This window comes from Lentzea sp. NPDC054927 (assembly GCF_053610285.1).
Genome location: NZ_JBSGXZ010000025.1, coordinates 57,101 through 80,467 on the forward strand (window position 1 = coordinate 57,101; position 23,367 = coordinate 80,467).

Genomic DNA, 23,367 nt, shown 5'->3' on the forward strand with positions numbered 1-23,367 from the left:
AGCATGAACGTCCTCGAAGCGGTCCTGGAAAGGATCACCTACGCCAACGAGGACAACGGCTACACCGTCGCGAAGGTCGACACCGGCCGCGGCGACCTGGTCACGGTCGTCGGCGCGTTGCTCGGCGCGCAGCCGGGCGAGTCGATCCGCATGCGCGGCACCTGGGGCTCGCATCCGCAGTACGGCAAGCAGTTCCACGTCGACGACTACACGACGATCCTGCCCGCGACGATCCAGGGCATCCGCCGCTACCTCGGTTCCGGCCTGATCAAGGGCATCGGCCCGGTGCTCGCGGACAAGATCGTCACGCACTTCGGCGTCGACGCGCTGGACGTCATCGAGCACGCGCCCGAGCGCCTCGTCGAGGTTCCGAAGCTCGGTCCCAAGCGCACCAAGCTGATCGCGGACGCCTGGGAGGAGCAGAAGGCCATCAAGGAGGTCATGGTCTTCCTGCAGGGTGTCGGTGTGTCCACGTCGCTGGCCGTCCGGGTCTACAAGCAGTACGCGGACAAGGCCATCGAGGTCGTGAAGGAAGAGCCGTACCGGCTGGCCAGCGACGTGTGGGGCATCGGTTTCAAGACCGCCGACGTGATCGCGAAGGCAGTCGGCATCCCGCACGACAGCCCGCAACGAGTCAAGGCCGGCCTGCAGTACACGCTCTCCGAGGCCACCACCGACGGCAACTGCTACCTGCCGGAACAGGCCCTCATCGCGGAGGCCATCAAGATCCTCCAGGTCGACACCGGCCTGGTCATCGACTGCCTGGCCGAGCTCGTCGACGAGGAAGGCGTGGTCCGCGAGGAGCTCCCGGACGACGAGATCGCCATCTACCTGGTCCCGTTCCACCGCGCGGAGATCTCGATGGCCGCGCAGCTCAAACGCCTGCTGCACAGCGACACGGACCGCATGCCCGCCTTCTCCGGCGTCGACTGGGGCAAGGCGTTCGCCTGGCTCGGCACCGACCTCGAGGAACACCAGTCGGCAGCGGTCAAGCTCGCGCTGACGCAGAAGGTCGCGGTGCTCACCGGCGGACCGGGCTGCGGCAAGAGCTTCACCGTCCGCTCGATCGTCCGCCTGGCCCAGGCGAAGCGCGCCAAGATCGTGCTCGCCGCGCCCACCGGCAGGGCGGCCAAGCGCCTCACCGAACTGACCGGCCACGAGGCCCGCACGGTCCACCGCCTGCTGGAGCTGAAGCCCGGCGGCGACGCGGCGTACGACCGCGACCACCCGCTCGACGCCGATCTGGTCGTCGTGGACGAGGCCTCGATGCTGGACCTGTTGCTGGCCAACAAACTCGTGAAAGCTGTTCCGCCCGGCGCCCACCTGCTGCTCGTCGGTGACGTCGACCAGCTGCCGTCCGTCGGCGCGGGCGAGGTGCTCAGAGACGTTCTGGCGCAAGGAAGCCCGATCCCGAACGTCCGCCTCACGCACATCTTCCGCCAGGCACAGGAGTCCGGCGTCGTCACGAACGCCCACCGCATCAACAGCGGCGATTATCCGTTGGTGCAAGGACTTCCGGACTTCTTCCTGTTCGGCACCGACGAAGCCGAAGAAGCGGCGACGATGACCGTGGACGTCGTGGCGAACCGCATCCCGCGCAGGTTCGGGCTCGACCCGCGCAAGGACATCCAGGTCCTCGCGCCGATGCACCGCGGCCCGGCCGGCGCGGGCTCGTTGAACACCGTGCTCCAGGAAGCCCTCACCCCGTCCCGCGACAACCTGCCCGAGAAACGCTTCGGCGGCAGGGTGTTCAAGGTCGGCGACAAGGTCACCCAGATCCGCAACAACTACGACAAGGGCAAGAACGGCGTCTTCAACGGCACCCTGGGCGTCGTCATCGCGCTGGACCCGGTCGAGCAGAAGCTGACCATCCGCACCGACGAGGACGAGGAGGTCGACTACGAGTTCTCGGAACTGGACGAGCTCAGCCACGCCTACGCCATGACCATCCACCGGTCACAGGGCAGCGAGTACCCGTGCGTGGTCATCCCGATCACGACCAGCGCGTGGATGATGTTGCAGCGCAACCTGCTCTACACCGCCGTCACGCGCGCGAAGAAGCTCGTCGTGCTGGTGGGCTCGAAACGCGCGATCGGCCAGGCCGTCAGAACCGTCGGGGCGGGCCGCCGCCACACAGCGTTGGCCCACCGCCTCAGAACAGCCGCCTCAGAACAGCTCAAACCGACGTCAGGTAGTCCGTGATCAGCCGCGCCCACGGCATCGCGGCTTCCAGTGCGATCGCGTGTCCGCAAGGGATGTCGGTGTACTTGGACCCCGGGATGAGGTCCGAGACCTGCTTGCCCAAGTCGTGCGACAGCAGCTGGTCACCGGACGCGCCGATCACCAGCGTCGGCTGCGACACCCGCGGCAGCACGTCGGTCAGGTCGATCTTGAGGATCAGGTCGACGTGCGCGGGGGACCCGGTCGGCACGCTCGCGCCGATCAGCTCGGCGAAGCCCTCCGCCTGCGCGGGCGTCAGCCTGGCCAGGTACTCCTTGCTGCACATCACCGAGAGGATGAACCGCGACAGCACCGCGCGGGACCCGTCCAGCAGCGACTTCCAGTGGTCGATCTTCGCCTTGGTCGCGTCGTCGATCTTGGTGAACGGCGTGCTCAGCACCAGCCCGCGCACCCGCTCGGGATGCCGGACGGCGATGGTGACGGCGACCGCGCAGCCCATCGAGTAGCCGGAGACGAAGAACGACTCGTGCCCTGCCTCGACCGCGATGTCCACCAGGTCGTCGGCGAGCTTGTCCAGGTCGAGCGCGCCCGCCGCCTTCGGTGAGCCGCCGGAGCCCGGCAGGTCCGGCGCGATGACGGTGAAGTACTGGGTGAGGGTGCCCACGATCGGGCCGTAGTTGGCCTGGATGCTGCCGCCGGCCCCGTGCACGAGCAGCAGGGCAGGGCCGGTGCCCTTGACGACGGTGGACAGGCCGGTCATGGGAAACCCCCGAGTTTCGTCAGTCCATGCTGCGGACGATGGTCGGCTCCAGTCCCTCGTCGTCGTCCGTGAGAGAACCGCGCCATGGGAAGTGGGAGATCTCAGTGACGTCGTCGTTGTAGAGGTGATCCATGGTTTGAGCTCTCCCGTTGTCTTCCCGAGAACGACAATAGCCGGTGCGGTTCTGGGAGAAAGCCTATTGATTTCCGTCACAACGCGCCAAGCGGTCGCTTTCTCGATCCCAAGCACCGGACGGTAATCATCCGGTCGGTCGAACGGACTGGCGGGACCGCGCAGGACGGTCGATCATCGTTGATCATGCGCACCGCCGTCGCCCTGCTCGCCTGTCTGGCTCTCCTGCTGGGCCCCTCACCAGCGCCGGCGGAGGGCCCGCCGACGACATACGTGCTGCGTGTGCCCGCCCCGCTGGGTGATTCCGCCCAGCGGTTGCTCGGACTGGGCTACGACGTGCTGGAGCAGCGCGACGGCGACGACCTGTTCGTGATGGGTGACGCGCACACCGCCGGCAAGCTGCGCTCCGACGGTTATGGGTCCTCAGTCGAGACGGCGATGCCTCCGTCTCAATGGGCGCCGCGCTCTCTCGCCGATACGACCTACTACGGCGGCTATCGGACCATTACGGCTCATCTCGCCCATCTCGACGAAGTGGCTCAGGCGCACCCCGAACTCGCGACCGTGGTCGATTACGGCGACTCCTGGCGCAAGACGCAGGGCAGCGGCGGACATGACCTGAAAGCCATCTGCATCACGCGGAAAGGCCCCGGCGACTGCGCATTGACGCCCACCGCGCCGAAACCGCGGTTGTTCGTGATGGGACAACTCCACGCCCGCGAAATCACGACCGGTGACATGGCGTGGCGATTCATCGACGACCTGGTCGGCTCGGACCTCGAGGCCATGCTCGGCGACGTCGAGGTCTGGGTCGTGCCGATCGCCAACCCGGACGGCGTCGAGATCGTCGAGTCCGGCGGCGACTCGCCGGTCCTGCACCGCAAGAACGCCAACGGCACCTGCAGCTCCGGCCCGCGCGGCGTCGACCTCAACCGCAACGCCGGCTCGCACTGGGGTGAGGTCGGCACGTCCACCAACAAGTGCAGCGACATATACCGCGGTCCGCGCGCCGACTCCGAGGTGGAGACCCAGGCCCTGGAGTCGTTGTGGCGCAAGCTCTACCGCGACACCCGCGCGCCCGGTGACACAGCAGCGGCCGCGGCGGACACCACCGGCGCCGTGATCTCCATGCACAGCTACGGAAACTACGTGCTCTTCCCGTGGGGCTGGAGCACGGAGAAGACCGGCAACGACGCGGCGCTGCGCAAGATGGCGAACGACATGGCTTCGCTGTCGGGTTTCCGCGCCGGACAGCCAGGTGAGCTGCTCTACAACGCTTCCGGCGCAACGGACGACTGGGTGTACGACGACCTGGGCGTGCCGAGTTTCGTGTGGGAGATCGGGGCTTCGTCGGGCACCTGCGGCGGTTTCGTCCCGCCGTACTCGTGCCAGCAGGACGTGCATTGGCCGAAAGTGCGTTCCATGCTCGTTTCGGCCATGAAAGCGGCGCCCAAGCCCTACTGACGGCATCTTGGACGTCATGGGGACACGCTTACTGGCAACTGTTGCCGCCTTCAGCCTGCTGTTCAGCGGCACCGCGGTCGCCGACGACCAGCAGACCGACCGCAAGATCGACCGCGAGGTCGTCCAGCGGGCACTCGACCAGATCACCGGCACCGCGGCCCAGGGCGCGCAGGTCCGCGTCACGGAAGGCCGCGACAGCTTCACCGCCCGGTCCGGCACCGCGGAACTGGGCGGCACCCGCCCGGTTCCGTTGAACGGCAGGTTCCGCGCGGGCAGCATCACCAAGTCCTTCACCGCGACGGTCGTGCTCCAGCTCGCCGGCGAGGGGAAGGTCGAGCTGGACGCGCCGGTCGTCCGTTATCTGCCCGGCCTGGTCGACGGCCGCATCACCGTCCGGCAGTTGTTGCAGCACACCAGCGGCCTCTACAACTACACGAACGCCATCGGGTTCAGCCCGCAGGAGTTCGAACCGATCAGGTTCAAGCAGTGGCCGCCGTCCGAGCTGATCGCGATCTCGACGGGCAGGCCGCTCCAGTTCGAGCCCGGCACCAGGTGGGAGTACAACAACACCGGGTTCGTCATCCTCGGCCAGTTGATCGAGAAGATCACCAGGCAGCCCTACGAGCGCGCGGTTCAGCAGCGCGTCCTGAAGCCGTTGCACCTCAACGACACCACGCTGCCCGGCGACAACCCGAACATCCACGGGCCGCACGCCCACTCGTACGGCATCGTGAACGGTCAGCCGACCGACACCACCCGCTGGAACCCGTCGGTGTTCTGGGCCGTGGGCGACATCGTCACGACCACCAAGGACCTCGACACCTTCTACGCGGCGCTGCTCAGCGGCAAGCTCCTCGAGCCAGCCCAGCAGGCCGAACTGATGAAGACCACGCCGGTCAGCCCGGAGTACGGCCTCGGCCTGTTCATCCAGAAGGCCCCGTGCGGCACCACGATCATCGGCCACACCGGCAGCGTCCCCGGCTTCGGCAGCTACGCGTTCTTCAGCCCGGACCTCGAACGCCGCGCCGAGCTGTCCGCCTCCGCGGGCGTCGGCACGGGTGATCCAACCCCTGGCTACTTCGGGCTGCTCAACGAGATCTTCTGCTGATCGGAGCAAGGGCAACCCCTAGGGCCTTCGTACGACTCAAGGTGGATGCGGCCGGCCCCGTGCCTCGACAAGGTGTGAGACATGGGGATTCGATTGGTAGCCACAGTCACCGCAGCCAGCCTGCTGGCCCTGACCACCGCGGGCGTCGCGACGGCGGACACGTCGAGCGTCGACCGCAAGGTCATCCAGCAGGCGTTGGACCAGATCACGCAAAGCGGGGGAGCGCTCGGCGTGCAGGCCAGGGTCACCGACGGGCGGCAGCGTTTCACCGCCCGTTCCGGCAAGGCCGACCTGAACAGCAACCAGCCGGTGCCGCTCGACGGCAGATTCCGCGTCGGCAGCATCACCAAGACGTTCGTGTCGACCGTGATGCTGCAACTCGCGGGCGAGGGCAAGGTCGACCTGGACGCCCCGGTCGTCCGCTACCTGCCCGGCCTGATCGACGGCCGCATCACCGTCCGCCAGGTCCTGCAGCACACCAGCGGCCTCTACAACTACACCGACGCACTGCCGCTCAGCCCCGACGAGTTCGAGAAGATCCGCTACAAGCACTGGTCGCCGCAGGAGCTTCTCGCGCTGTCCACGAGCAAGCCGCTGGACTTCGACCCCGGCACGAAGTGGAGCTACTCCAACACCAACTACGTCGTCGCCGGCCTGCTCGTCGAGAAGCTGACCGGCAGGCCGTACGCGAAGGCCGTCGAGCAGCGGATCCTGAAGCCGTTGCGCCTCAACGACACCGAGGTACCCGGCGACAACGTCAACATCAAGGGCCCGCATGCGCATGGCTACTGGACCGTGGGCGGCAAGCCGTCGGACATCACCCGCATCAACCCGTCGGTCGCCTGGGCCGCCGGTGAGATGATCTCGACGACCCGCGACCTGGACACGTTCGCCACCGCCCTGGCCGACGGCAAGCTGCTCAAGCCCGCGCAGCAGCAGGAAATCAGCAAGACCACGCCCGTCAGCCCGCAGTACGGCCTCGGCCTGCAGGTCGAGACCCTGCCGTGCGGCACCAAGGTGTGGGGCCACGGCGGCGGCATCCCCGGCTACTCGTCGCAGGTGCTGACCACGCCGGACAGCAAGAAGCGCTTCGAGCTCAACGCCACCAGCGCGCCGGTCGAAGGCAACCCCGGTGACGCCTTCAACAAGCTCCTCACCGAGGTTTTCTGCTGAACGCAAAAGGGGAGCTGGGTTGACCCAGCTCCCCTCCCGGCGTTGTGAAGAACTAGCCGAGCGCGTTCTTCATCGCTGTGATCAGTTCACCGTTCGCGGTGTCACCGGTGAGCTCCCAGAAGAACGCACCGCCGAGGCCCTGGCCACGTGCCCAGGAGATCTTGCTGGCGATGGTCTGCGGGGTGTCGTAGCTCCACCACTGGCCGTTGCAGAACGCGTAGGCCGTGCCGGCGACGGTGCCCGTTGCGGGGCACTTGGTCTTCAGAACCTTGTAGTCCTCGATGCCCGCCTCGTGCGTGCCCGGAGCCGGACCAGTGGCCGTGCCACCAGGTGCCGCCTGCGTCACGCCCGTCCAGCCGCGGCCGTAGAAGCCGATGCCGAGCAGCAGCTTGGACGCGGGAACGCCCTTCGAGCGCAGCTTGGAGATCGCGGCCTCGGAGTTGAAGCCCGCGGTCGGGATGCCCGAGTACGAGGTGAGCGGGGAGTGCGGGGCCGTCGGACCCTGCGCCGCCCAGGCACCGAAGTAGTCGTACGTCATGACGTTGTACCAGTCGAGGTACTGCGCCGCGGGACCGTAGTCGGCCGCGTCGATCTTGCCACCGGCCGAACCGTCAGCGGTGATCGCCGAGGTGACGAGGTAGTTCGAACCGAAGCGGGCACGCAGCGCCTGCATCAGGTTCTTGTACGCCGCCGGACCGCTGGTGTCACACGACAGACCACACGCGTTCGGGTACTCCCAGTCGATGTCGATGCCGTCGAACAGGTTCGCCCAGCGCGGGTCCTCGAGCAGCTTGTAGCAGGACTCGGCGAACGCGGTCGGGTTCGCGGCGGCCTGGCCGAAGCCACCGGACCAGGTCCAGCCACCGAACGAGTAGAGAATCTTGAGTTCCGGGTACTTCTTCTTCAGCTTGAGCAACTGGTTGAAGTTGCCGCGCACCGGCTGGTCCCACGTGTCGGCGACGCCGTCCACGCTCTCCGCCGCCGTCATCGCCTTCTCGAGGGCGGGGTAGGACTCACCGATGGTGCACTGCCCGTTCGACACGTTGCCGAACGCGTAGTTGATGTGCGTGAGCTTGCTGGCGGAACCCGAGGTGTCGATGTTCTTCACCTGGTAGTTGCGCGCCGGGTAGACACCCCACTCCGCGAAGTAGCCCAGGTTGATCTTGCCGGGAGGCGGCGGCGGGCCAGTCGTGGTCGTGGTGGTGGTCGTAGTAGTCGTAGTGGTGGACGTCGTGGTGGTGGTCGTCGGGTTGGTCCCGCCGGCGTCACACGAGCCACCGTTGATCTTGCAGTTCGTCGGCGCGCCGAACGCACCGGTGTAAGCGCCGTTGAAGCCGAAGCTCACCGACCCGCCGACACCGATGTTGCCGTTCCAGGTGTTCTTGACCGTGACGGTCTGACCGCTCGTCGTGTACGAGCCTTCCCACAGCGAGGTCACGCGGTGGTTGGCCGGCAGGGTGAACTCGACAGTCCACGACGTCAGGGCCGCCGAGCTGTCGTTCTTGATCGTGTACTTGCCCTCGAAGCCCGTTCCCCAGTCCGAACCCTTGGAGAACGTGGCGGAAACGCCGCCGGCGCCGCTAGCAGCGGGCACCACGACGATTCCGAGGACCAACGCGGCGACGGCCGCGAAGAGAGCAGCTAGATGCCATCGGAACTTGGACATCGGTCTCCTCAGTCGCAGGGGGTACCGGAACGATGTGGTTTAGACCACTTCCCGGTCAAGGTCTAGACCTCTGCCGTCACTCGAATGGAGCAGTCCGAAAACGGTTCCAGGACGCTCGCTGTCTGTTCTTCGTCTATTTGGTTAACCATTCGCGGTCCGGGAGACGACTGCGCAAAGAGGACTCTCGGCCGAACCTCGTTCCAGGCCAAAGCGGTTCTCCACACGTTCGGGTCAAACTGACCGGTCCGCCGAGCAACGCCACCCCGCGCGCCGTGACGATTGCGGAGTGAACTTCACCGTCCCTGAACAGGTACGACGCGACCAAACTCCCAGCTTGGACTCGGTCCAGGCGGCTCTCGCCGACCTCCGCGCGGGCCGCCCGGTGATCGTCGTCGACGACGAGGACCGGGAGAACGAGGGCGATCTGATCATGGCCGCCGAACACGCCACCCAGCACGCGCTGGCGTTCTACGTGCGGCACACGAGTGGCCTGATCTGCGCACCGCTGGCCCCGGAGGTCGCCGATCGGATGCGCCTGCCGTTGATGATCCAGGACAACGAAGACCCCGAAGGTACGGCCTACACGGTCTCGATCGACGCCGCCCAGGGCATCGAGTCCGGCATCTCCGCCGCTGACCGCGCCCACACCCTCCGGATCCTCTCCGACCCCGCGAGCACCCCGCTCAGCGTGCGCCGGCCTGGGCACGTGTTTCCGTTGCGCGCCAGGGCAGGCGGCCTCGCCGAACGGCGCGGGCACACCGAAGCCGCGGTCGAACTGATGAGGTTGTGCGGCCTCGAGCCGGTCGCGGTGATCAGCGAGGTGTGCAACGACGACGGCAGCGTCGCACGGCTGCCGCAGCTCAGGGTGTTCGCCGACCAGCACTGGCTGAAGCTGGTGTCCATCGAGCAGGTCGCGGCGTTCGTGCCGGAGAGGGCGGTGGCGCGGTGACGCTGCTTGCGACGGTTTTCGACCTCGACGACACGCTCGTCGACAGTGCCGCGACGTGGAACCAGGTGATCCGCGCTGTCGCGGCGCGGCACGACCACGTCTGGACCCGTGCGGACTGGGCGGCGATCCAGGGCACGTCCACCTGGGGCGCGTACCTCGCCGAACGTTGCGAGGGCCTCACGCCGGAGCGTGCGGTGTCCGAATGTGTCGACGGGATGGTCGACGCGATCACGCGCGGTGCGTTCGGGATGCTGCCGGGTGCCGCGGAACTCGTTGCCCTCGCGGCCGAACTCGGGCCCGTCGGGCTGGTGTCGGCCTCGCCGCGGCGTTACGTGCGGGCGGCCGCGTCGGCGTCCGGGCTCATGCGGCACGTGCAGGCGATCGTGACGGGCGACGACGTCACCAACGGCAAGCCCGCGCCCGATCCGTACCTGCTCGCCGCGCGCAAGCTGGGCCTGGATCCCGTGCACTGCCTCGCGGTCGAGGACTCCGCGTCCGGCATCCGCTCGGCGCACGCGGCCGGGATGACCGTGCTCGCGATTCCCAACGCCACCACGGCCCGCGATGCCGAGGTGCTGAAGCTGGCGGCGCATCAGGCGTCCACCGCCCAGGTGGCGGCCAAGGAAATCTGTCAACTGTGGGTAAACGTTTACGCGCTCAGCCGATAGCGCGTTCCGCACCCCAGGCCGCGATGTCCTCCCGGCTCTGCAGCCCCAGCTTGTCCCGCAGCCGCTGCAGCCGGGAGGCCACGGTCCGCACGGACACGTTGAGCCTGTTCGCGATCTGCTGGTTCGTGAGACCCGTGGCGAGCAGCGCGATCACCCGTCGTTCGTGGTCGTCCAACGAGTCGTGCGCCGCCTCCGTGCGATCCAGCCACACCTCGTCCTGAATGAACGCCTCGGTCTCCGCGGCGGTCAACGGCGTGGAGGCAGCCTCCGCGCACGCGACAGACAGCATCAGCCGTGCAGTGCGCATTGCGCCGGCCACCTTCTCCGCCCAGAACGGATCCGGCACCACACCAACTGACCTGCGCAACGCCCGTCCGGTCGCTTCTAGCCGTAGCGCGCGCTCAGCCTGACCGCGCATCAACGCAGCAACAGCCAAACCTTCCAGAGCATCAGGCGCGCTCAACGGATTGATGCCGTCCATCCGCAACGCTTCCTGGAATGCGTGCGTCGCCTCGTCGAGGTCGCCCTGCACCAACGCCACGACGCCGCGTGTGTTCAGTGCAGAGGCAATGCGCGCGGGAACGCCCGACGCGCGCGAGATCGGCAACGCCTTCATGACAGCCTTCTCGGCGCGTTCGTGCTTGCCCAGCGATAGTGCCGTGCGTGCCAAATCCACCAAGCACGTCGCACGCGCGAGGGGTTCGCCCAACAACTCGGCAACCCGCAGGCACTCGGTGTTGTTCTCGTCCGACGCTTCCCACTCGCCGGAAGACTGCTGCACCGCCGCCAACGTGCTGCGGCAACTCATCACCAGGGCCGGTTGGCCTAGCTCGCGCACCAACCGCGAGGCCTCGCCGGACAGTTCGATCGCCTCGTCGTGATCTCCTTGCTCAGCGGCGAACCGGGCGGCGTGGTTCAGCGCGACGCACCGGTAATCGTCCCGAGTGGACGGTCGCCGCAGCGCGTCCCGCAGCATCACCCGCGCCTGGCCGAGCCGTCCGCGCCGGGCCGCGCAGTCGGCGAGCGCGGAAGTCAGCAGCAGCAAGCGTTCGTCGCCGCGGTCCGCCGCCCACTCGACCGTGCCGAGCAGGCTGTCGACGTGGTTGTCGAGCTTGTCCTGCACCTCCGCGGGCACCGACATAGGCGCGGTGATCAGCACGTCCGACAGGTCCGTGAACCAGCGGGCCAGCGCCTCGTAGGCGATGTCCAGCTCGCCGGCTGCGAGCAGCTTCTCCCGTGCGTGCAACCGAACCGATTCCAGCTGCCGGAACCGTGTCGTGCCAGGGATCGCCGTCAGCAGCGACTTGGCCTGCAGCCGGGACAGCACGTCCAGCACCGGTTCCGCGGAACGTTCCGACGAGCAGACCTCGGTGGCCGCGGCCAGGTCGAAGCCGCCGTCGAACACGGACAGCCGCCGCAACGCGAACTGCTCGTCCGGCGCGAGCAACTGGTAGCTCCAGTCGATGGCCTCACGCAGAGAACGCTGGCGTGCGGGCGACTTCCGGCAACCCAGCGTCAGCAGTTCGAGTGGTTCGTCCATCCGGTCGCAGATGTCGATGACCGGCAACAACTGCACCCAGCGCGCCGCCAGTTCGATCGCGAGCGGCATGCCCTCCAGCCGTGCGCACAACAACGCGACCGCCGCCGTGTTCTCCGTGGTGAGCCGGAAGTCGGGCTTGCGTTCACGCGCCCGGTCCACGAACAACTTCACGGCCTCAGAGCGCGGCGCAGCAGTGGTGACGAGGTCTCGGTCCGTTGACGGCACCGGCAGGCCTTCTACGTGAAAGCTGACCTCGCCCGTGATCCACAGGGCTTCGCGTGACGTCGCGAGCACCCGCACGCCGGGACAGCGGTTCAGCAGCATGTCCGCGAGTTCGGCGCACGTGTCGAGAAGGTGTTCGCAGTTGTCGAGGACTACGACCACTTTCATGTTCACGAGCGTTTCTACGACTGTGTCGCGTAACGGTTCGTCGGACTGTGCGACGACACCGAGCGCGTGTGCGACGGCAGGCAACACGTCCTGAGGGCAGGTGACCTCGCCGAGTTCGACGAGGAGAACCCGGTCCGTTCGCCCACGTCGCAACCGTCCCGCGGCCTCCAGCGCGAGCCGGGTCTTCCCTGCACCCGCACTGCCCAGGAGCGTAACGAGACGGTGCCTGCGCATCAGCTGGTCGAGCTTCGACAGCTCTTGCTGGCGTCCGATGAACGTGTCGCGCGCTGCGGGCAGGTTCGCGAGCACGCGCGAGTTCTGCCTGGTCACGGGCGTTGGCGCCGGAACGGTGGCACGGCGGCGATAGGCCCGTTGGCGGCATGCGTTGGAGCAGTAGGACCTGCGCTGCTCGGAGGTGGCGGGAGGCAGCGTGCCGTCGCACAGGGCGCAACGTCCGGTGCTGGTCATGAGTCTCTCTCCTCCAGCCGTAACGGCAGGGCGTCCCTGTCTCGGTCCGGCATGTGCGCAGGTCGTGCGTGCTGACCTGCCGTGTGCAACCCGTTACACGTCTTTGCGTGCGAGACGGTTCGCACTGTGCTCGTTATGCCTGCCTTCCCGAGATCCTCGTTCGGGAACAAACTGGCGGCTGGTCCGGTCTGACAGGGAGTCCGTATGACGTTGACGACGAGCTCGTCCGAATACTCGTGGGCGAGCGGAGGTCTGCAACTGGTGGACAAGCCGCGCACGATCACCGTTGGCATCGCTGACGACGAGGTGCTGATCCGCACCGGAGTCCGCGGCGTGCTGGAACGTTCCGGCAACGTCGTGGTGGTCGGCGAGGCCGGCGACGGCGGCGGCGCCGTCGAGCTGGCCAGGCGCCACCGTCCACAGGTGCTGCTGATGGACGCCGCGATGCCCGGCATGGAAGGCCTCGCAGCGGTGCGCATGGTGCGCAGGCACGTGCCGGGAACGCAGGTGATCATGCTGTGCACCCCGCAGACCGAGGAGATGCTGTTCCCCGCTCTGCGCGCCGGCGCGGCAGGATTCCTGTTCAAGAACGGCGAACCCGACGCCCTGGTGAACGCCGTCCGCGTGGTGGCCGCCGGCGAGGCGGTCCTGTCGCCGTCCGCGACCCGCGCGCTGGTCGACCACTTCACCGGCGCCGACTCGGAACGCCGTGACGCCGCACGCGGACGCATCGGCCTGCTCACTCGGCGGGAGCAGGAAGTGCTCGTGTACCTGGCGCAGGGCATGGCGAACGCACGCATCGCAAGGCTCATGTACCTCTCGGAAGGGGCGATCAAGGCCCACGTCAGCCGACTGCTGACCAAATTGAGGTGCGACAACCGCGTCCAAGCCGCTCTCATCGCACGCGACGCCGCCCTTCCCTGCTGAACCGAGTACTGCTGCAACGGCGCAAAGGCCAGACTAGCCACGAATTTTCGCGCCGCGAAGCAGGTCACCCGGTTGGCTCCGTCCAGAGTGATGTCCTTTTCCCGCCAGCGTCTCGGTTGGAACGACGTCATGCTTGGCGGCATGCGGCTGCACAAGTTCTCGGAACGCTTGCCCTTTCAAGCACCTCTTTGCCCCGACAACCTGTTCGGTCACCTCATCGCCACCGCCGTTCCCGGCGTGGAGGAGTGGCGGGAAGGCGTCTACCGGCGCACTCTCCGACTCTCTTTCGGTTGCGGGATCGCGTCTTTGCAGCCGCACGCCTCCTACGTCGCGTGCACTGTGGAGCTGTCCGATCCTCGCGATCTGGCTAGTGCTCTAGACCTTTGCCGATTCCTGCTCGACCTCGACGCAGATCCATCCGCAATAGATGGAGCACTGTCCGCGGATCCAGTGCTGGCCCCACTGGTCTCCGCCGCACCCGGCCGCCGTGTGCCGCGCACGGTGGACGGCGCGGAGTTCGCCATCCGAGCCGTGCTGGGCCAACAGGTCTCAACCAAAGCCGCCCGCACCCACGCCGCCCGTCTCGTGTCGCGTTACGGCACTCCGGTCGGCGACCTGTTCCTCTTTCCCTTGGACTTCGATCCGGCGGACCTGGCCATGCCCGAGTCTCGCCGGCGCACGATGGCCGCTCTTCTGGCCGCTCTTCAGTCCGGTTTGGACCTCTCGCCCACAGCCGATCGCGCTGCCGCCCGGTCGTGGCTGACAACGCTGCCCGGCTTCGGCCCGTGGACGGTGGAATCGATTCTGATGCGCGCCCTGGGCGATCCGGACGCGTTCCTGCCAACCGACCTGGGAATCCGTTTGGCCGCCGAAGCCCTGGGTTTGCCGGTGACGCCCGCAGCTCTGGTCAGACGCTCGGAGGCGTGGCGACCGTGGCGGGCCTATGCGGTGCAACACCTGTGGGCGACGGGCGATCACGAGGTGAACCGAATCCCGGCGTGAACTGCACACTCGCGTACATCGCCGCCGCCGACCCGTCCCGCACAAACCCGGGCAACGGCGGCAGATCCTGCGCAAACCCTTGCAAATCCCCAAAAACATCCACCGCCGTAGCGGGACGATCACCAGGATCCTTGGCCAGCAACCGCTGCACCACCGGGTCAAGCACCCCCGGCACCCTGCGCGGCGCCTCCTTGACATGCTTGTCGAACACCGCATACGCCGTCGGCCCGGTGAACAACTGCTCCCCGGTCAACATCTCGTGCAACACACACCCCAGCGCATACAGGTCGCTGCGCGGCTCGGCAATCCCACGCTGAATCTGCTCGGGCGCCATGTACGACGGCGTGCCCAGAATCTGCCCGGCACGACTGAACGGCGCAATGTCGCTCTCCTTGAGCAACGCGAGCCCGAAGTCCAGCACCTTCACCGCACCGTCCGGCCCCAGCATCAGGTTGGTGGGCTTGAGATCCCGGTGACAAATACCGTGCTCATGAGCCGCCGCGAGCACCGCGGCGGTCTGCGCGGCAATGGTCGCCGCCCAAGCCTCCGGCAGCGGCCCGAACTCACCCACCAGATCCGCGACCGTAACGCCGTCCACGAACTGCATGACCTGGAACAGCCGCTGGTCATACGTCCCGAAGTCGTACAGCACCGGCACCCCGGGATGCTCCAGCCGGGCCACGATCCTCGCCTCGCGCGCGAACCGGTGCTGCACCTCCTCGTCGCTGCCGGGCAGCCGCAGGAGCTTGACCGCGACCCGTCGATCCAGCCGCAGGTCCCGGCCCTTGTGGACGGCACCCATGCCACCCCGCCCCAACGGCAGGTCGTCGATCTCGTAGCGGTCGGCGATCAGCACCCGCGAAGCCTAACCGCCACTGCCCGCCGCCCAGCCCTCGTCGCCTGACCCGCGGCCGCTGCTGCTGGGTGCCCGGTCTCCGCTGCCTGGGATCCGGCCGCTGGTGCCAGACACCCGGTCCTCATCGCCTGACCCTCGGTCGCTGCTGCTGGGTGCCGCGACCCCGTTGCCTGGCGCCCGGTCTCCGCTGTCTGGCGCTCGGCTGCTGCCGGCTGCCCAGTCGCCACTGTCTGGCCCGTGGCAGTTTCCTGGCGTCCGGTCTTCGTTGGCCGGCGTCCGACCAGCCCTGCCCGATGCCCAGCCGCCGTTGGCTGGTGCGTGGCCGTCGGTGTTCGTTCGCCGGCCCCGCGCGCTTCCTCGTTTGCGAGGGATTGGTAACGGCGTTTCAGGACATCCCGATCGGGTGAATCTGTCCCGCTCACGCCGGGCCGATCTGGCCGCTCAGGAGTCCACCATACCCCAAACGGACTAGGGTGGCGGCGTCTTCCAGGCCCGCTTCCAGGGCTTTGAGCTGCGCGAATGCTTGGCCATAGCGGCGTTGTGCGTCGAGGGGGAGTGAGGGCACCTGGGTTCGGCGGACGTCCAGCCTCGTTGAGCCGGTCGGGGTGCGGGCGAACGCCGCGCGCAGGACGCCTTCCAGGAAGTCCGGGTCCAGTTTGCGCGGGTTGATCTCGTAGGTGGCGCCGGTGGGGGAGGTGACCGCGTGATTGCCGGGGGCGGTGCGGATCAGTTCGCCGATGGTGGTCATCGGCAGGCCGGACTGTGCATGGAGGGCGGGCAAAGGCGGTAGGGCGAAGGTTGGTTGGGCGGCCAGGTAAGCGGAGGCGTCGGTGCCGGTGTGGCGGGCTGGGCTCAGGTCTACGTCGTCGTCGAGGAGGTCGATCACGCGTGTGTTCGGTTCGATCGGGCCGGGGTTTTCCAGCAGGGCGATGTGTTCGGGGGCGCGGCCGATCGGGTTGCGCAGCAGCCAGAGGTCGCGGCCTGGCTGGACGGTCATGACGGCGCGGAGGGCGCCGGCGCGGAGGAGGTTGCCGCGGATTCGTTTGCCTGGGCGGCGGGAGGCGGCGGCTGAGGGGAGTAGTACGGCTGCCAGGCCGCCTGGTTTGGCGAGGGAGAGGCAGTGTTGCACCCAGGCCAGTTCTGGTTCGCCACGTGGGGGGAGGCCGTAGGTCCAGCGGGCGTCGCCGATCAGGTCCTCGTGGCCCCAGGTGCGGTCGTGCCAGGGCGGGTCGCAGATCACGGCGTCGGCCTGGTGGACGATGCCGTTGTGGCGCAACGAGTCGCCGGTGATGATCTGGGCCGCGGGCAGGCGGCGGCGGGCGATCACGGCTGAGACGGGGTCCAGTTCCTGGCCGATTTTGTGGCGGGCGGCGGAGGCCTTCAGGAGGGAGCCGGTGCCGCACGCCGGGTCGATCACGGTGTCGCCGTCGGTGGTGGCCAGGACGATGTCGATGACTTCGGGTGGAGTGGGGTTCAACAGCCGTGAGTGTGCTTCGAGGTAACGCTCGTGCAGGAACTCGAACGTGACGGCGTCTGTGTCGACTGAGGCCAACGCGTTGCCCAGTCGTAGGTCGTCGACGGTGCGTAGCTGGGTCCACAGGCGTTCGGCCGGGGAGACGCGGAACGGCTTGCCGTTGCGTCGTAGCCATGCCTCGACGTCGCGCAGCAGGTACAACGGACTGGAGGCCGTTCCGCCCACCGGTGACGGGAAGTCCTCGAACCGCCGCCGCCAGTTCGACACGGCCGCCCGCCCCACGTCGGCTAGGCGCGCTATGTCGCCGGCGTTGACCGTCTCATCCATGGGCGTAACCGTATTGCTTGTGAAGTGACTTCACAACTGATCTACTGGAGACATGACACACGAGCTGCGCATCGCCGTGGCGACCGATCCTGGGCTCGTTCGTGAGCACAACGAGGACTCGGTCTACATCCGCGCGGACTTGCAGGCCGTGGCGGACGGCATGGGCGGCCACGAGCACGGTGAAGTCGCCAGTGCGCTCGCGGTGGACGTGCTCGCGGGGTGGCAGGGCGATCTTGGCCCCGCGGTGGCCGAGATCGCGCGCAGGCTCGACGCCGAGGCCCCGCAGGGCGCCGGCACCACGCTCACCGCGATGCGCTGGGAGGGCCTCGAGTTCCAGCTCGCGCACATCGGCGACTCCCGCGCGTACGTGCTCAGGGAGGGCGAACTCCGCCAGATCTCCCACGACCACACCATGGTCCAGGCTCTCGTCGACGCCGGCCGGATGACGCCGGAGGAGGCCGCGAACCACCCGCGCCGCGCGTACGTGCTGCGCGCCCTGCAGTCCGGCAACTCGCACGAGCCGGACCTGTCGTGGCACCAGGCCAAGATCGAGGACCGCTACCTGCTCTGCAGCGACGGCCTGACGGACTACGCGCACCTCGAAGACGTCCACGAGATTCTGCTGTCCACAGAGGACGGAACCGAGGCGGCCTGGCAGCTGATCGCGCTCGCGAACGGCAACGGCGGCCCGGACAACATCACCTGCGTGATCATCGACGTGGCCAAGAAGAAGTGGTGGCAGCGCTGAACAAGAGCGCTGAACCAAGCCGTCGAGCAAATGGAAACGGCCCCCGGCGGGACGCGCCGGGGGCCGCAGCTATAAAGGGTGTTACAGGTTGGCCGGCATGCCCGACTCGTCGGCCGCCCCCGTCGAGGAACCGCTGAGCAGGTCCTTGACGATCTTGTTGGCCTCCTTGACGGCAGGCGTGATCATCTTGATCTTCACCTTGCCGTTGGTCAGCTTGCCGCCGACGTCGAACGTCTTGTCCTCGCCCGGCAGCGGGAGCGCCTGGCAGCCGGTGAACTGCTTGCGCGGGGTCGCACCGGTCTGGAAGTAGAAGACGATCGGGTCGTCGACGCAGTCCGTGTTGTACGGGAACAGGCCGTGCGAGCCCTCGTTGTCAACGCTGATCAGCTTCGCGTTCGGCAGCGCCTTGGCCGTGGCCAGTCCGCCCTCGTAGGCGGTGGCGGCGTCGAGCTCGGACTGCGCGACCAGCAGGCGCGGGAACGTCTTCTTGTCCGGCTTCGGCATCGAGTTCTTGGTCGGCCAGTAGGCGCACAGCGGGGTGCTCATGAACGGCGCGATGAACGGCGCGTTCACGGTCAGGTCGGCCAGCCAGTAGTTCCAGTAGTGCAGGTTCTGGTTCCACTGACCGTCCTGGCAGCGGATCGCCTCGAACGTCGCGTCCCAGCTCTCGACCTCGGCGGCGGCGGTCGTGGCCTTCACCGCGACGCGCTCCTTCTTGGCGATCGCGGCGAGCGCGTTGCTCTTGCCCTTGGCGATGAACGCCTTGTTCTCGGCGGAAAGGCCAGGCGTGGCAAGCATCTTCGAGACGAGTGCCTCGACCTTCTCGGAGTCCGAGGAAGCCGGAGCCGAGTCACCGATCACCGCGGCCACCGCGGACGCGGCCGTCGGGTACTGGGTGGTGTCGTACATGGCCGGGATCACGAACCACGCGACGAACAGCTGGCCGATGAACTCACGGGTGCCGCCGGCCTTCTCCCACTTGCGGCGGATCTCCATCGGGTCGGTGCCCTGGGCGTACGTGGCGTCGTTGCGCGCCATGTACGGCAGCAGCGCCTCCTGGAACTGGCGGTCGCGGGTGCGTGGCTGCAGGTCCCAGGTGTTCTCGAGGGTCGACTGCGAGGCGTCGACGGCCGAGTCGAGCAGCATGCGGTGGACCTTGCTCGGGAACGTGGCGCCGTACCACGTGCCGAGCCAGGTGCCGTAGGAGTAGCCGATGTACGAGGTCTTCTTCTCGCCCAGCAGGACGCGGATGAAGTCCATGTCGTACGTGGTCTGCTCGGTGGTGATGAACTTCGTCAGCGGGTTCTCCAGGCAGCCCTGGACCTTCGCCTTGTTCAGCACGTTGATGTCCGTGCTGTTCGGCACGGTGTAGCTGCACGTCAGCGGCGTGGAGAGGCCGACACCGCGCGGGTCGAAGCCGATGAAGTCGTACTGGCCGGCGAGAACCGGGGTGCGCAGGGCCATCGCCGCGCCCCACGGCAGGCCGGAGCCGCCCGGGCCACCGGGGTTGACCAGCGCGATGCCCTGACGGCTGGTGCCCTTGTACGCGGTCTCGGTCTTGGAGACCCGGATGCCGATCGTGTTGCCGTCGGCCGGGTTGTGCCAGTCGCGCGGGACCTGGATGGTCGCGCAGGCCAGACCCTTGACGGTCTTGAACTTCTTGACGGTTTCCTCGGCCACGCCGGGGAACGTGCACTCTTCCCACTTCACGGACTGGGTGGCCAGCGCGCCCGCCAGCTTCGCCGTGTCCGGGTCCTGCTGAGGCGCCGCGCCGGCCGCCGGCGTGAGCACGATGCTCGTGGCGGCCAACACCCCTGTCACCGCGGCGATGCCGCCTCTGAAGTACTTCCTCACGGTGGATCCCTTCCTGCCCCCGCACGACCGAATGAGGCCGCGCTTGCAACAGAGGAGAAAGGGAAAAGCCCTCGTTTAACACTCCTGGGTGATGGCAGAAAGTCGCCATGTCTGGAAACTGTCACGAATGATGTTCACAGAGTGATGAACACTCCTCATCTTCGTTACTACGTGTGATCAGAGCCATCCGCGCCGTGACGCCTGGACGCCGAGCTGAAACCGGGTCTGCGCGCCCAGCAACTGCTGCAGCCGGCTCACCCGGCGGTGCACGGTCCGTTCGCTGACACCGAGCTCGCGCGCGATCGACTCGTCCGTCAGACCGGCGCTGAGCAGCGCCATCAGCCTGCGGGTGGCCGTCGTCGGCTCCTCCTGGGTGTCCTCCTGACCGCCAGGGGTGATCGACACGGCCATCCGCCAGAACGCCTCGAACAACTCGATCAACGCACTCAGTAGCACGGACGGGTGAATGAGCAGTGCCACGACGTTCCCACCGGTGACCGTCGGCACCGCGATCAACGCCCGGTCCGAGTCGGCGATCACGAGCTTGAGCGGCACGCCGGGGAACGTCCGCGCCTGCTCGCCCACCGCGATGCTCTCCTGCACCGACGCGAACCCCAGTTCGGTCTGGAGCAACGACGACTCGTAGACGACCCGGTAGCCGACGCCGCGAGCCAGCGCCGGAGGCTGGGCAGGACTCGCCTCCGGCTGCGGACTCAGGTACGAACCGGGATCGAGCGCCCGGATCTCCGTCTTGGCCTGGCTCTGCATCTCCTCGAACGCGCTGATCACTTCGTCCGCGTCCTTGAGGACCTCGACGAAGTCGACCTCTTTCGCGCCGTGCACGGCGTAGGCGGCGGCCAGGACCTCCGCGGTCTCCCTGGCCCTGGCGGCCGCGGCCTCGTGGCTCGACGCGATCGCGGCCAGCGCCGAACGCGGCGGGCGCACGTCGTGGTTGCGGACCAGGCCTAGTCGTTCAAGCTCTTCGTGCGCCGCGCCGGGCTCGCTCTGCGCGCCTTGCAACATCGCCAGGTACAGCTTTTCGGCTTCCTGCGACAGCCCCTCGTGCACACGACTCCCCTCGGTGGTTCTGAACCGAAGGTACCTGCTCAGACACGCCCTGCGCGGCGCATGGCCCCGAGGAACAGCGCGTCGAATCCGCGGTCGGTCAACACCCTGCGGGCGAACAGGATCGGGCCCGCGCCGAACCCCGCCGCGTACCGGGTCTTCGGCCGCCGGGCCTGGGCCGCCTTCACGATCACGTCCGCGATGACCTTCGGTTCCGAGCCGCGGTCGGCCTGGCCGAAGAACGCGGACAGCTGCCGGACCTGCTCCTTGTACGCGCCCTCACCGGACGTTTTGCGCAGGTTGTCGACCGCGATCCCGCCCCATTCGGTCTTGATCGCGCCCGGCTGGATCACGATCACGTCGATCCCGAACGGCTTCAGCTCGAGCCGCAACGAGTCGCTCAGGCCCTCGACCGCGAACTTCGTCGAGTGGTACCAGCCGCCGAGGGGCTCGTAGATCTTGCCGCCGATCGACGACACGTTCACGATCCGTCCGCTCTTCTGCTTCCTCATGTGCGGCACGACCAGCTGCACGAGCCGGGCCAGCCCGAACACGTTCACCTCGAACTGGTACTTGCCCTCAGCCAGCGGCACGTCCTCGAACGCCCCGTACGACCCGTAGCCGGCGTTGTTCACCAGAAGGTCGATCCGGCCGGTCTCGGCGATGATCTGCTTGACGCCCGCGACCATCGACTCGTCGTCCGTCACGTCCATCTCCAGCACCCGGACGCCCTTCGCCGCGAGCCCCTCCATCCGCTGCACCCGGCGCGCCGCCGCGTACACGGTGTATCCGGCTTTGTGCAGCTCATCCGCCGTGGACTCGCCGATCCCCGACGAGGCTCCCGTGACCAGTGCGACCTTCATGACGCTCTCCCGACTAACCGGTTGGCTGGACCAACTAACTGTTTGGTTGCTAAAACCAGGCAACCACGCCGGCGCCGGTCTGTCAACCAACTAGTTGGTTGCTTCTACCAACCGGTTGGTTAGAATGGGAGGCGTGGTGAGGGACAAGGAAGCGACCAAGGCCAAGCTGCTGGAAGCGGCCCTCGACGAGTTCGCCGAGTACGGGATCGCCGGCGCGCGGGTCGATCGGATCGCCGCGAAGGCGGGCTGCAACAAAGCGATGATCTACGCCTACTTCGTCAGCAAGGATGGGCTGTTCGAGGAGCTGCTGAGGATCCAGATAGACCGCATGATCAAGTCGGTGCCGATCACGCCGGAGGACCTGCCCGGCTACGCGGGCCGGCTGTTCGACTCCTACGTCGAGAGGCCGCAACTGCTGCGGCTCGCGGCCTACCACCGCCTGGAGAACGGCTTCGACAGCGTTCCGGCGCCGGAGGCCGAGGCCTACCAGCACAAGGTCGCGGCCATCGCGCAGGCGCAGATGGAAGGCAAGGTCTCCGCCGCGTTCAACGCCTCGGACCTGCTGGACCTGGTCGTGCACACGTCGATACTGGCTTTCAGCACCCCGAACGCGACCAGGGATCTCGTCGAACGCGCGGTCCGGCGCCTGATCGCCGAGTAACGTCGGCCGCGGAACGAAACCACTGGTTCAGCGAGAAAGCCGGGCAACGGATCGTCGTGTCCTTTGTGGATGAACTCGACGAACACCTGCGAGAAACAGCCGAAAGGCTGGGCCTCGTCTGGATCGTCGACGAACCACGCGAACCACTGCCCGGCGTCACCGTCATCGTCGACGACGGCCAGATCGCCGGCCTGTACGGCATCGGCAAGGCCTCCGCGCTGCTCGACGCCAACCTCCGCGTCGAAGCGATCGTGCCGGAAGGCGAGCGGATCCCGGACCTGCCGGATACCGAGCTGGCCGCGTCGGTCCTGACCGTACCCTGCCGTTCCTCTACGACGAGGCGGGAGAAGCCCTGCGCAGCAAGTAGGTGTCCATGATCCAGCCCTTGCGCGCACGGGCTTCCTCACGCACCGAACGGATCTCCGCGGCCACGTCACCGACGCGGCCGGAGATCAGGATCTCGTCCGGCATGCCCAAATACGCACCCCAGTAGATCCACGTGTCCGGGTCCACGCCCTCGAACGAGTACTTGGCGTCCAGCATCACGGCCACGTCGTCCACGTCGGAGGGCCACCCGGCCGCCAGCCGCCGCCCGGTCGTGATCTGCACGGGCTTGCCGACCTGGTTCAACGACACCCGGTGCCCGGCCGTCAACGCCGCCACCGACGTCACGCCAGGGATGACCTCCACCGAGAACTCCGAGCCGCGCGCCAGCAGGTCGTCGAGGATCGCCAGCGTCGAGTCGTACAGGGACGGATCGCCCCACACCAGGAACGCCCCGACCTCGTCCTCACCGAGCGAGGAGAGCAGCGAGAGACACACGTCCGCGCGGGCCCGGCGCCAGGCGTCGATCGTCGCCACGTAGTCGGACGGGTTCCGGTCGCGGTCCGGGTCCCGGCCCTCGACCCATCGGTACGGCCGCGTCACGTGCGCTTCCAGGATCGACGAGCGCAGGTCGACGAGCTCCTGCTTCACCGAACCCTTGTCCAGCACGAAGAACACGTCGACCGTCTGCAACGCCTTGACGGCCTGCACCGTCAGGTGGTCGGGGTTGCCCGCGCCGATACCGATGACCAGGATCTTTCGCACGG

Annotated in this window: 20 protein-coding genes; 11 read left to right on the forward strand and 9 right to left on the reverse strand. The window is 67.5% G+C overall.

Annotated features, from left to right (window positions below; translation table 11 throughout):
- The first annotated feature begins 3 nt into the window (after positions 1-3).
- A complete protein-coding gene (gene recD2, locus ACWGE0_RS28100) occupies positions 4-2,202 on the forward strand; it encodes an SF1B family DNA helicase RecD2 (protein WP_452263888.1) in 2,199 nt (732 codons plus the stop codon).
- On the opposite strand, the gene ACWGE0_RS28105 is transcribed toward recD2, so the two are convergent.
- Positions 2,177-2,941, reverse strand: coding sequence for an alpha/beta fold hydrolase (locus ACWGE0_RS28105; RefSeq protein WP_452263889.1), 765 nt, complete (start codon positions 2,939-2,941; stop codon positions 2,177-2,179). The two genes, recD2 and ACWGE0_RS28105, sit on opposite strands and share 26 nt — an antisense overlap.
- A 318-nt stretch (positions 2,942-3,259) precedes the next feature.
- On the opposite strand from ACWGE0_RS28105, the gene ACWGE0_RS28110 reads away from it, so the two are divergent.
- The 3 genes from ACWGE0_RS28110 (at position 3,260) to ACWGE0_RS28120 (ending at position 6,818) form a co-directional block, all read left to right on the forward strand.
- Positions 3,260-4,537, forward strand: coding sequence for a M14 family zinc carboxypeptidase (locus ACWGE0_RS28110; protein ID WP_452263890.1), 1,278 nt, complete (start codon positions 3,260-3,262; stop codon positions 4,535-4,537).
- A gap of 16 nt (positions 4,538-4,553) precedes the next feature.
- Complete coding sequence (locus ACWGE0_RS28115; protein ID WP_452263891.1) at positions 4,554-5,645, forward strand: serine hydrolase domain-containing protein; 1,092 nt, start codon at positions 4,554-4,556, stop codon at positions 5,643-5,645.
- A gap of 81 nt (positions 5,646-5,726) precedes the next feature.
- Positions 5,727-6,818: a serine hydrolase domain-containing protein gene (locus ACWGE0_RS28120; protein WP_452263892.1), complete on the forward strand. Its 1,092-nt coding sequence runs from the start codon at positions 5,727-5,729 to the stop codon at positions 6,816-6,818.
- 52 nt (positions 6,819-6,870) lie between these two features.
- Here ACWGE0_RS28120 and ACWGE0_RS28125 read toward each other — a convergent pair whose 3' ends face one another.
- Entirely contained in the window at positions 6,871-8,484 is a 1,614-nt protein-coding gene (locus ACWGE0_RS28125; RefSeq protein WP_452263893.1) for a glycosyl hydrolase family 18 protein, read from the reverse strand.
- Between the two features lie 334 nt (positions 8,485-8,818).
- Here ACWGE0_RS28125 and ribB point away from each other — a divergent pair, with 334 nt between their 5' ends.
- Both ribB and ACWGE0_RS28135 read left to right on the forward strand, forming a co-directional pair.
- Complete coding sequence (gene ribB / locus ACWGE0_RS28130) at positions 8,819-9,433, forward strand: 3,4-dihydroxy-2-butanone-4-phosphate synthase (protein ID WP_452263894.1); 615 nt, start codon at positions 8,819-8,821, stop codon at positions 9,431-9,433.
- Entirely contained in the window at positions 9,430-10,101 is a 672-nt protein-coding gene (locus ACWGE0_RS28135) for an HAD family hydrolase (RefSeq protein ID WP_452263895.1), read from the forward strand. Before ribB ends, ACWGE0_RS28135 begins: the two co-directional genes overlap by 4 nt.
- On the opposite strand, the gene ACWGE0_RS28140 is transcribed toward ACWGE0_RS28135, so the two are convergent.
- Complete coding sequence (locus tag ACWGE0_RS28140) at positions 10,091-12,499, reverse strand: ATP-binding protein (RefSeq protein WP_452263896.1); 2,409 nt, start codon at positions 12,497-12,499, stop codon at positions 10,091-10,093. The genes ACWGE0_RS28135 and ACWGE0_RS28140 overlap by 11 nt on opposite strands.
- Positions 12,500-12,703: 204 nt before the next feature.
- Between ACWGE0_RS28140 and ACWGE0_RS28145 the strand changes: the two genes are divergently transcribed.
- Both ACWGE0_RS28145 and ACWGE0_RS28150 read left to right on the forward strand, forming a co-directional pair.
- Entirely contained in the window at positions 12,704-13,426 is a 723-nt protein-coding gene (locus tag ACWGE0_RS28145) for a response regulator (protein WP_452263897.1), read from the forward strand.
- Positions 13,427-13,567: 141 nt separating this feature from the next.
- Positions 13,568-14,428: a DNA-3-methyladenine glycosylase family protein gene (locus ACWGE0_RS28150; protein WP_452263898.1), complete on the forward strand. Its 861-nt coding sequence runs from the start codon at positions 13,568-13,570 to the stop codon at positions 14,426-14,428.
- Here ACWGE0_RS28150 and ACWGE0_RS28155 read toward each other — a convergent pair.
- Both ACWGE0_RS28155 and ACWGE0_RS28160 read right to left on the reverse strand, forming a co-directional pair.
- Entirely contained in the window at positions 14,334-15,284 is a 951-nt protein-coding gene (locus ACWGE0_RS28155; RefSeq protein WP_452263899.1) for a serine/threonine-protein kinase, read from the reverse strand. The genes ACWGE0_RS28150 and ACWGE0_RS28155 overlap by 95 nt on opposite strands.
- Before the next feature lie 418 nt (positions 15,285-15,702).
- Entirely contained in the window at positions 15,703-17,085 is a 1,383-nt protein-coding gene (locus tag ACWGE0_RS28160) for an HsdM family class I SAM-dependent methyltransferase (protein WP_452263900.1), read from the reverse strand.
- Between the two features lie 52 nt (positions 17,086-17,137).
- Between ACWGE0_RS28160 and ACWGE0_RS28165 the strand changes: the two genes are divergently transcribed.
- Positions 17,138-17,833 carry a PP2C family protein-serine/threonine phosphatase gene (locus ACWGE0_RS28165; protein WP_452263901.1) on the forward strand — a complete coding sequence of 232 codons (696 nt, stop codon included), beginning with the start codon at positions 17,138-17,140 and terminating at the stop codon, positions 17,831-17,833.
- Between the two features lie 81 nt (positions 17,834-17,914).
- On the opposite strand, the gene ACWGE0_RS28170 is transcribed toward ACWGE0_RS28165, so the two are convergent.
- From ACWGE0_RS28170 to ACWGE0_RS28180, 3 genes are all read right to left on the reverse strand, one after another.
- A complete protein-coding gene (locus tag ACWGE0_RS28170) occupies positions 17,915-19,687 on the reverse strand; it encodes an alpha/beta hydrolase (protein WP_452263902.1) in 1,773 nt (590 codons plus the stop codon).
- Positions 19,688-19,864: 177 nt separating this feature from the next.
- Positions 19,865-20,755 (reverse strand): helix-turn-helix transcriptional regulator, encoded by an 891-nt coding sequence (locus ACWGE0_RS28175; protein ID WP_452263903.1) that lies wholly within the window; start codon positions 20,753-20,755, stop codon positions 19,865-19,867.
- A 38-nt stretch (positions 20,756-20,793) separates the two neighbouring features.
- Complete coding sequence (locus ACWGE0_RS28180) at positions 20,794-21,615, reverse strand: oxidoreductase (protein ID WP_452263904.1); 822 nt, start codon at positions 21,613-21,615, stop codon at positions 20,794-20,796.
- 133 nt (positions 21,616-21,748) lie between these two features.
- Between ACWGE0_RS28180 and ACWGE0_RS28185 the strand changes: the two genes are divergently transcribed.
- Positions 21,749-22,276, forward strand: a complete 528-nt coding sequence (locus tag ACWGE0_RS28185) for a TetR family transcriptional regulator (protein WP_452263905.1) — start codon at positions 21,749-21,751, stop codon at positions 22,274-22,276.
- Between the two features lie 65 nt (positions 22,277-22,341).
- Positions 22,342-22,653 (forward strand): hypothetical protein, encoded by a 312-nt coding sequence (locus tag ACWGE0_RS28190; protein ID WP_452263906.1) that lies wholly within the window; start codon positions 22,342-22,344, stop codon positions 22,651-22,653.
- Here ACWGE0_RS28190 and cobF read toward each other — a convergent pair.
- A complete protein-coding gene (gene cobF / locus ACWGE0_RS28195; RefSeq protein ID WP_452263907.1) occupies positions 22,607-23,365 on the reverse strand; it encodes a precorrin-6A synthase (deacetylating) in 759 nt (252 codons plus the stop codon). The genes ACWGE0_RS28190 and cobF overlap by 47 nt on opposite strands.
- Between the last annotated feature and the right edge of the window lie 2 nt (positions 23,366-23,367).

Coding starts and splice junctions, on each gene's coding strand:
- recD2 (WP_452263888.1), top strand. CDS start 4: ATGAACGTCCTCGAAGCGGTCCTGGAAAGGATCACCTACGCCAACGAG.
- ACWGE0_RS28105 (WP_452263889.1), bottom strand. CDS start 2,941: ATGACCGGCCTGTCCACCGTCGTCAAGGGCACCGGCCCTGCCCTGCTG.
- ACWGE0_RS28110 (WP_452263890.1), top strand. CDS start 3,260: ATGCGCACCGCCGTCGCCCTGCTCGCCTGTCTGGCTCTCCTGCTGGGC.
- ACWGE0_RS28115 (WP_452263891.1), top strand. CDS start 4,554: ATGGGGACACGCTTACTGGCAACTGTTGCCGCCTTCAGCCTGCTGTTC.
- ACWGE0_RS28120 (WP_452263892.1), top strand. CDS start 5,727: ATGGGGATTCGATTGGTAGCCACAGTCACCGCAGCCAGCCTGCTGGCC.
- ACWGE0_RS28125 (WP_452263893.1), bottom strand. CDS start 8,484: ATGTCCAAGTTCCGATGGCATCTAGCTGCTCTCTTCGCGGCCGTCGCC.
- ACWGE0_RS28140 (WP_452263896.1), bottom strand. CDS start 12,499: ATGACCAGCACCGGACGTTGCGCCCTGTGCGACGGCACGCTGCCTCCC.
- ACWGE0_RS28145 (WP_452263897.1), top strand. CDS start 12,704: ATGACGTTGACGACGAGCTCGTCCGAATACTCGTGGGCGAGCGGAGGT.
- ACWGE0_RS28150 (WP_452263898.1), top strand. CDS start 13,568: ATGCGGCTGCACAAGTTCTCGGAACGCTTGCCCTTTCAAGCACCTCTT.
- ACWGE0_RS28160 (WP_452263900.1), bottom strand. CDS start 17,085: ATGGATGAGACGGTCAACGCCGGCGACATAGCGCGCCTAGCCGACGTG.
- ACWGE0_RS28165 (WP_452263901.1), top strand. CDS start 17,138: ATGACACACGAGCTGCGCATCGCCGTGGCGACCGATCCTGGGCTCGTT.
- ACWGE0_RS28180 (WP_452263904.1), bottom strand. CDS start 21,615: ATGAAGGTCGCACTGGTCACGGGAGCCTCGTCGGGGATCGGCGAGTCC.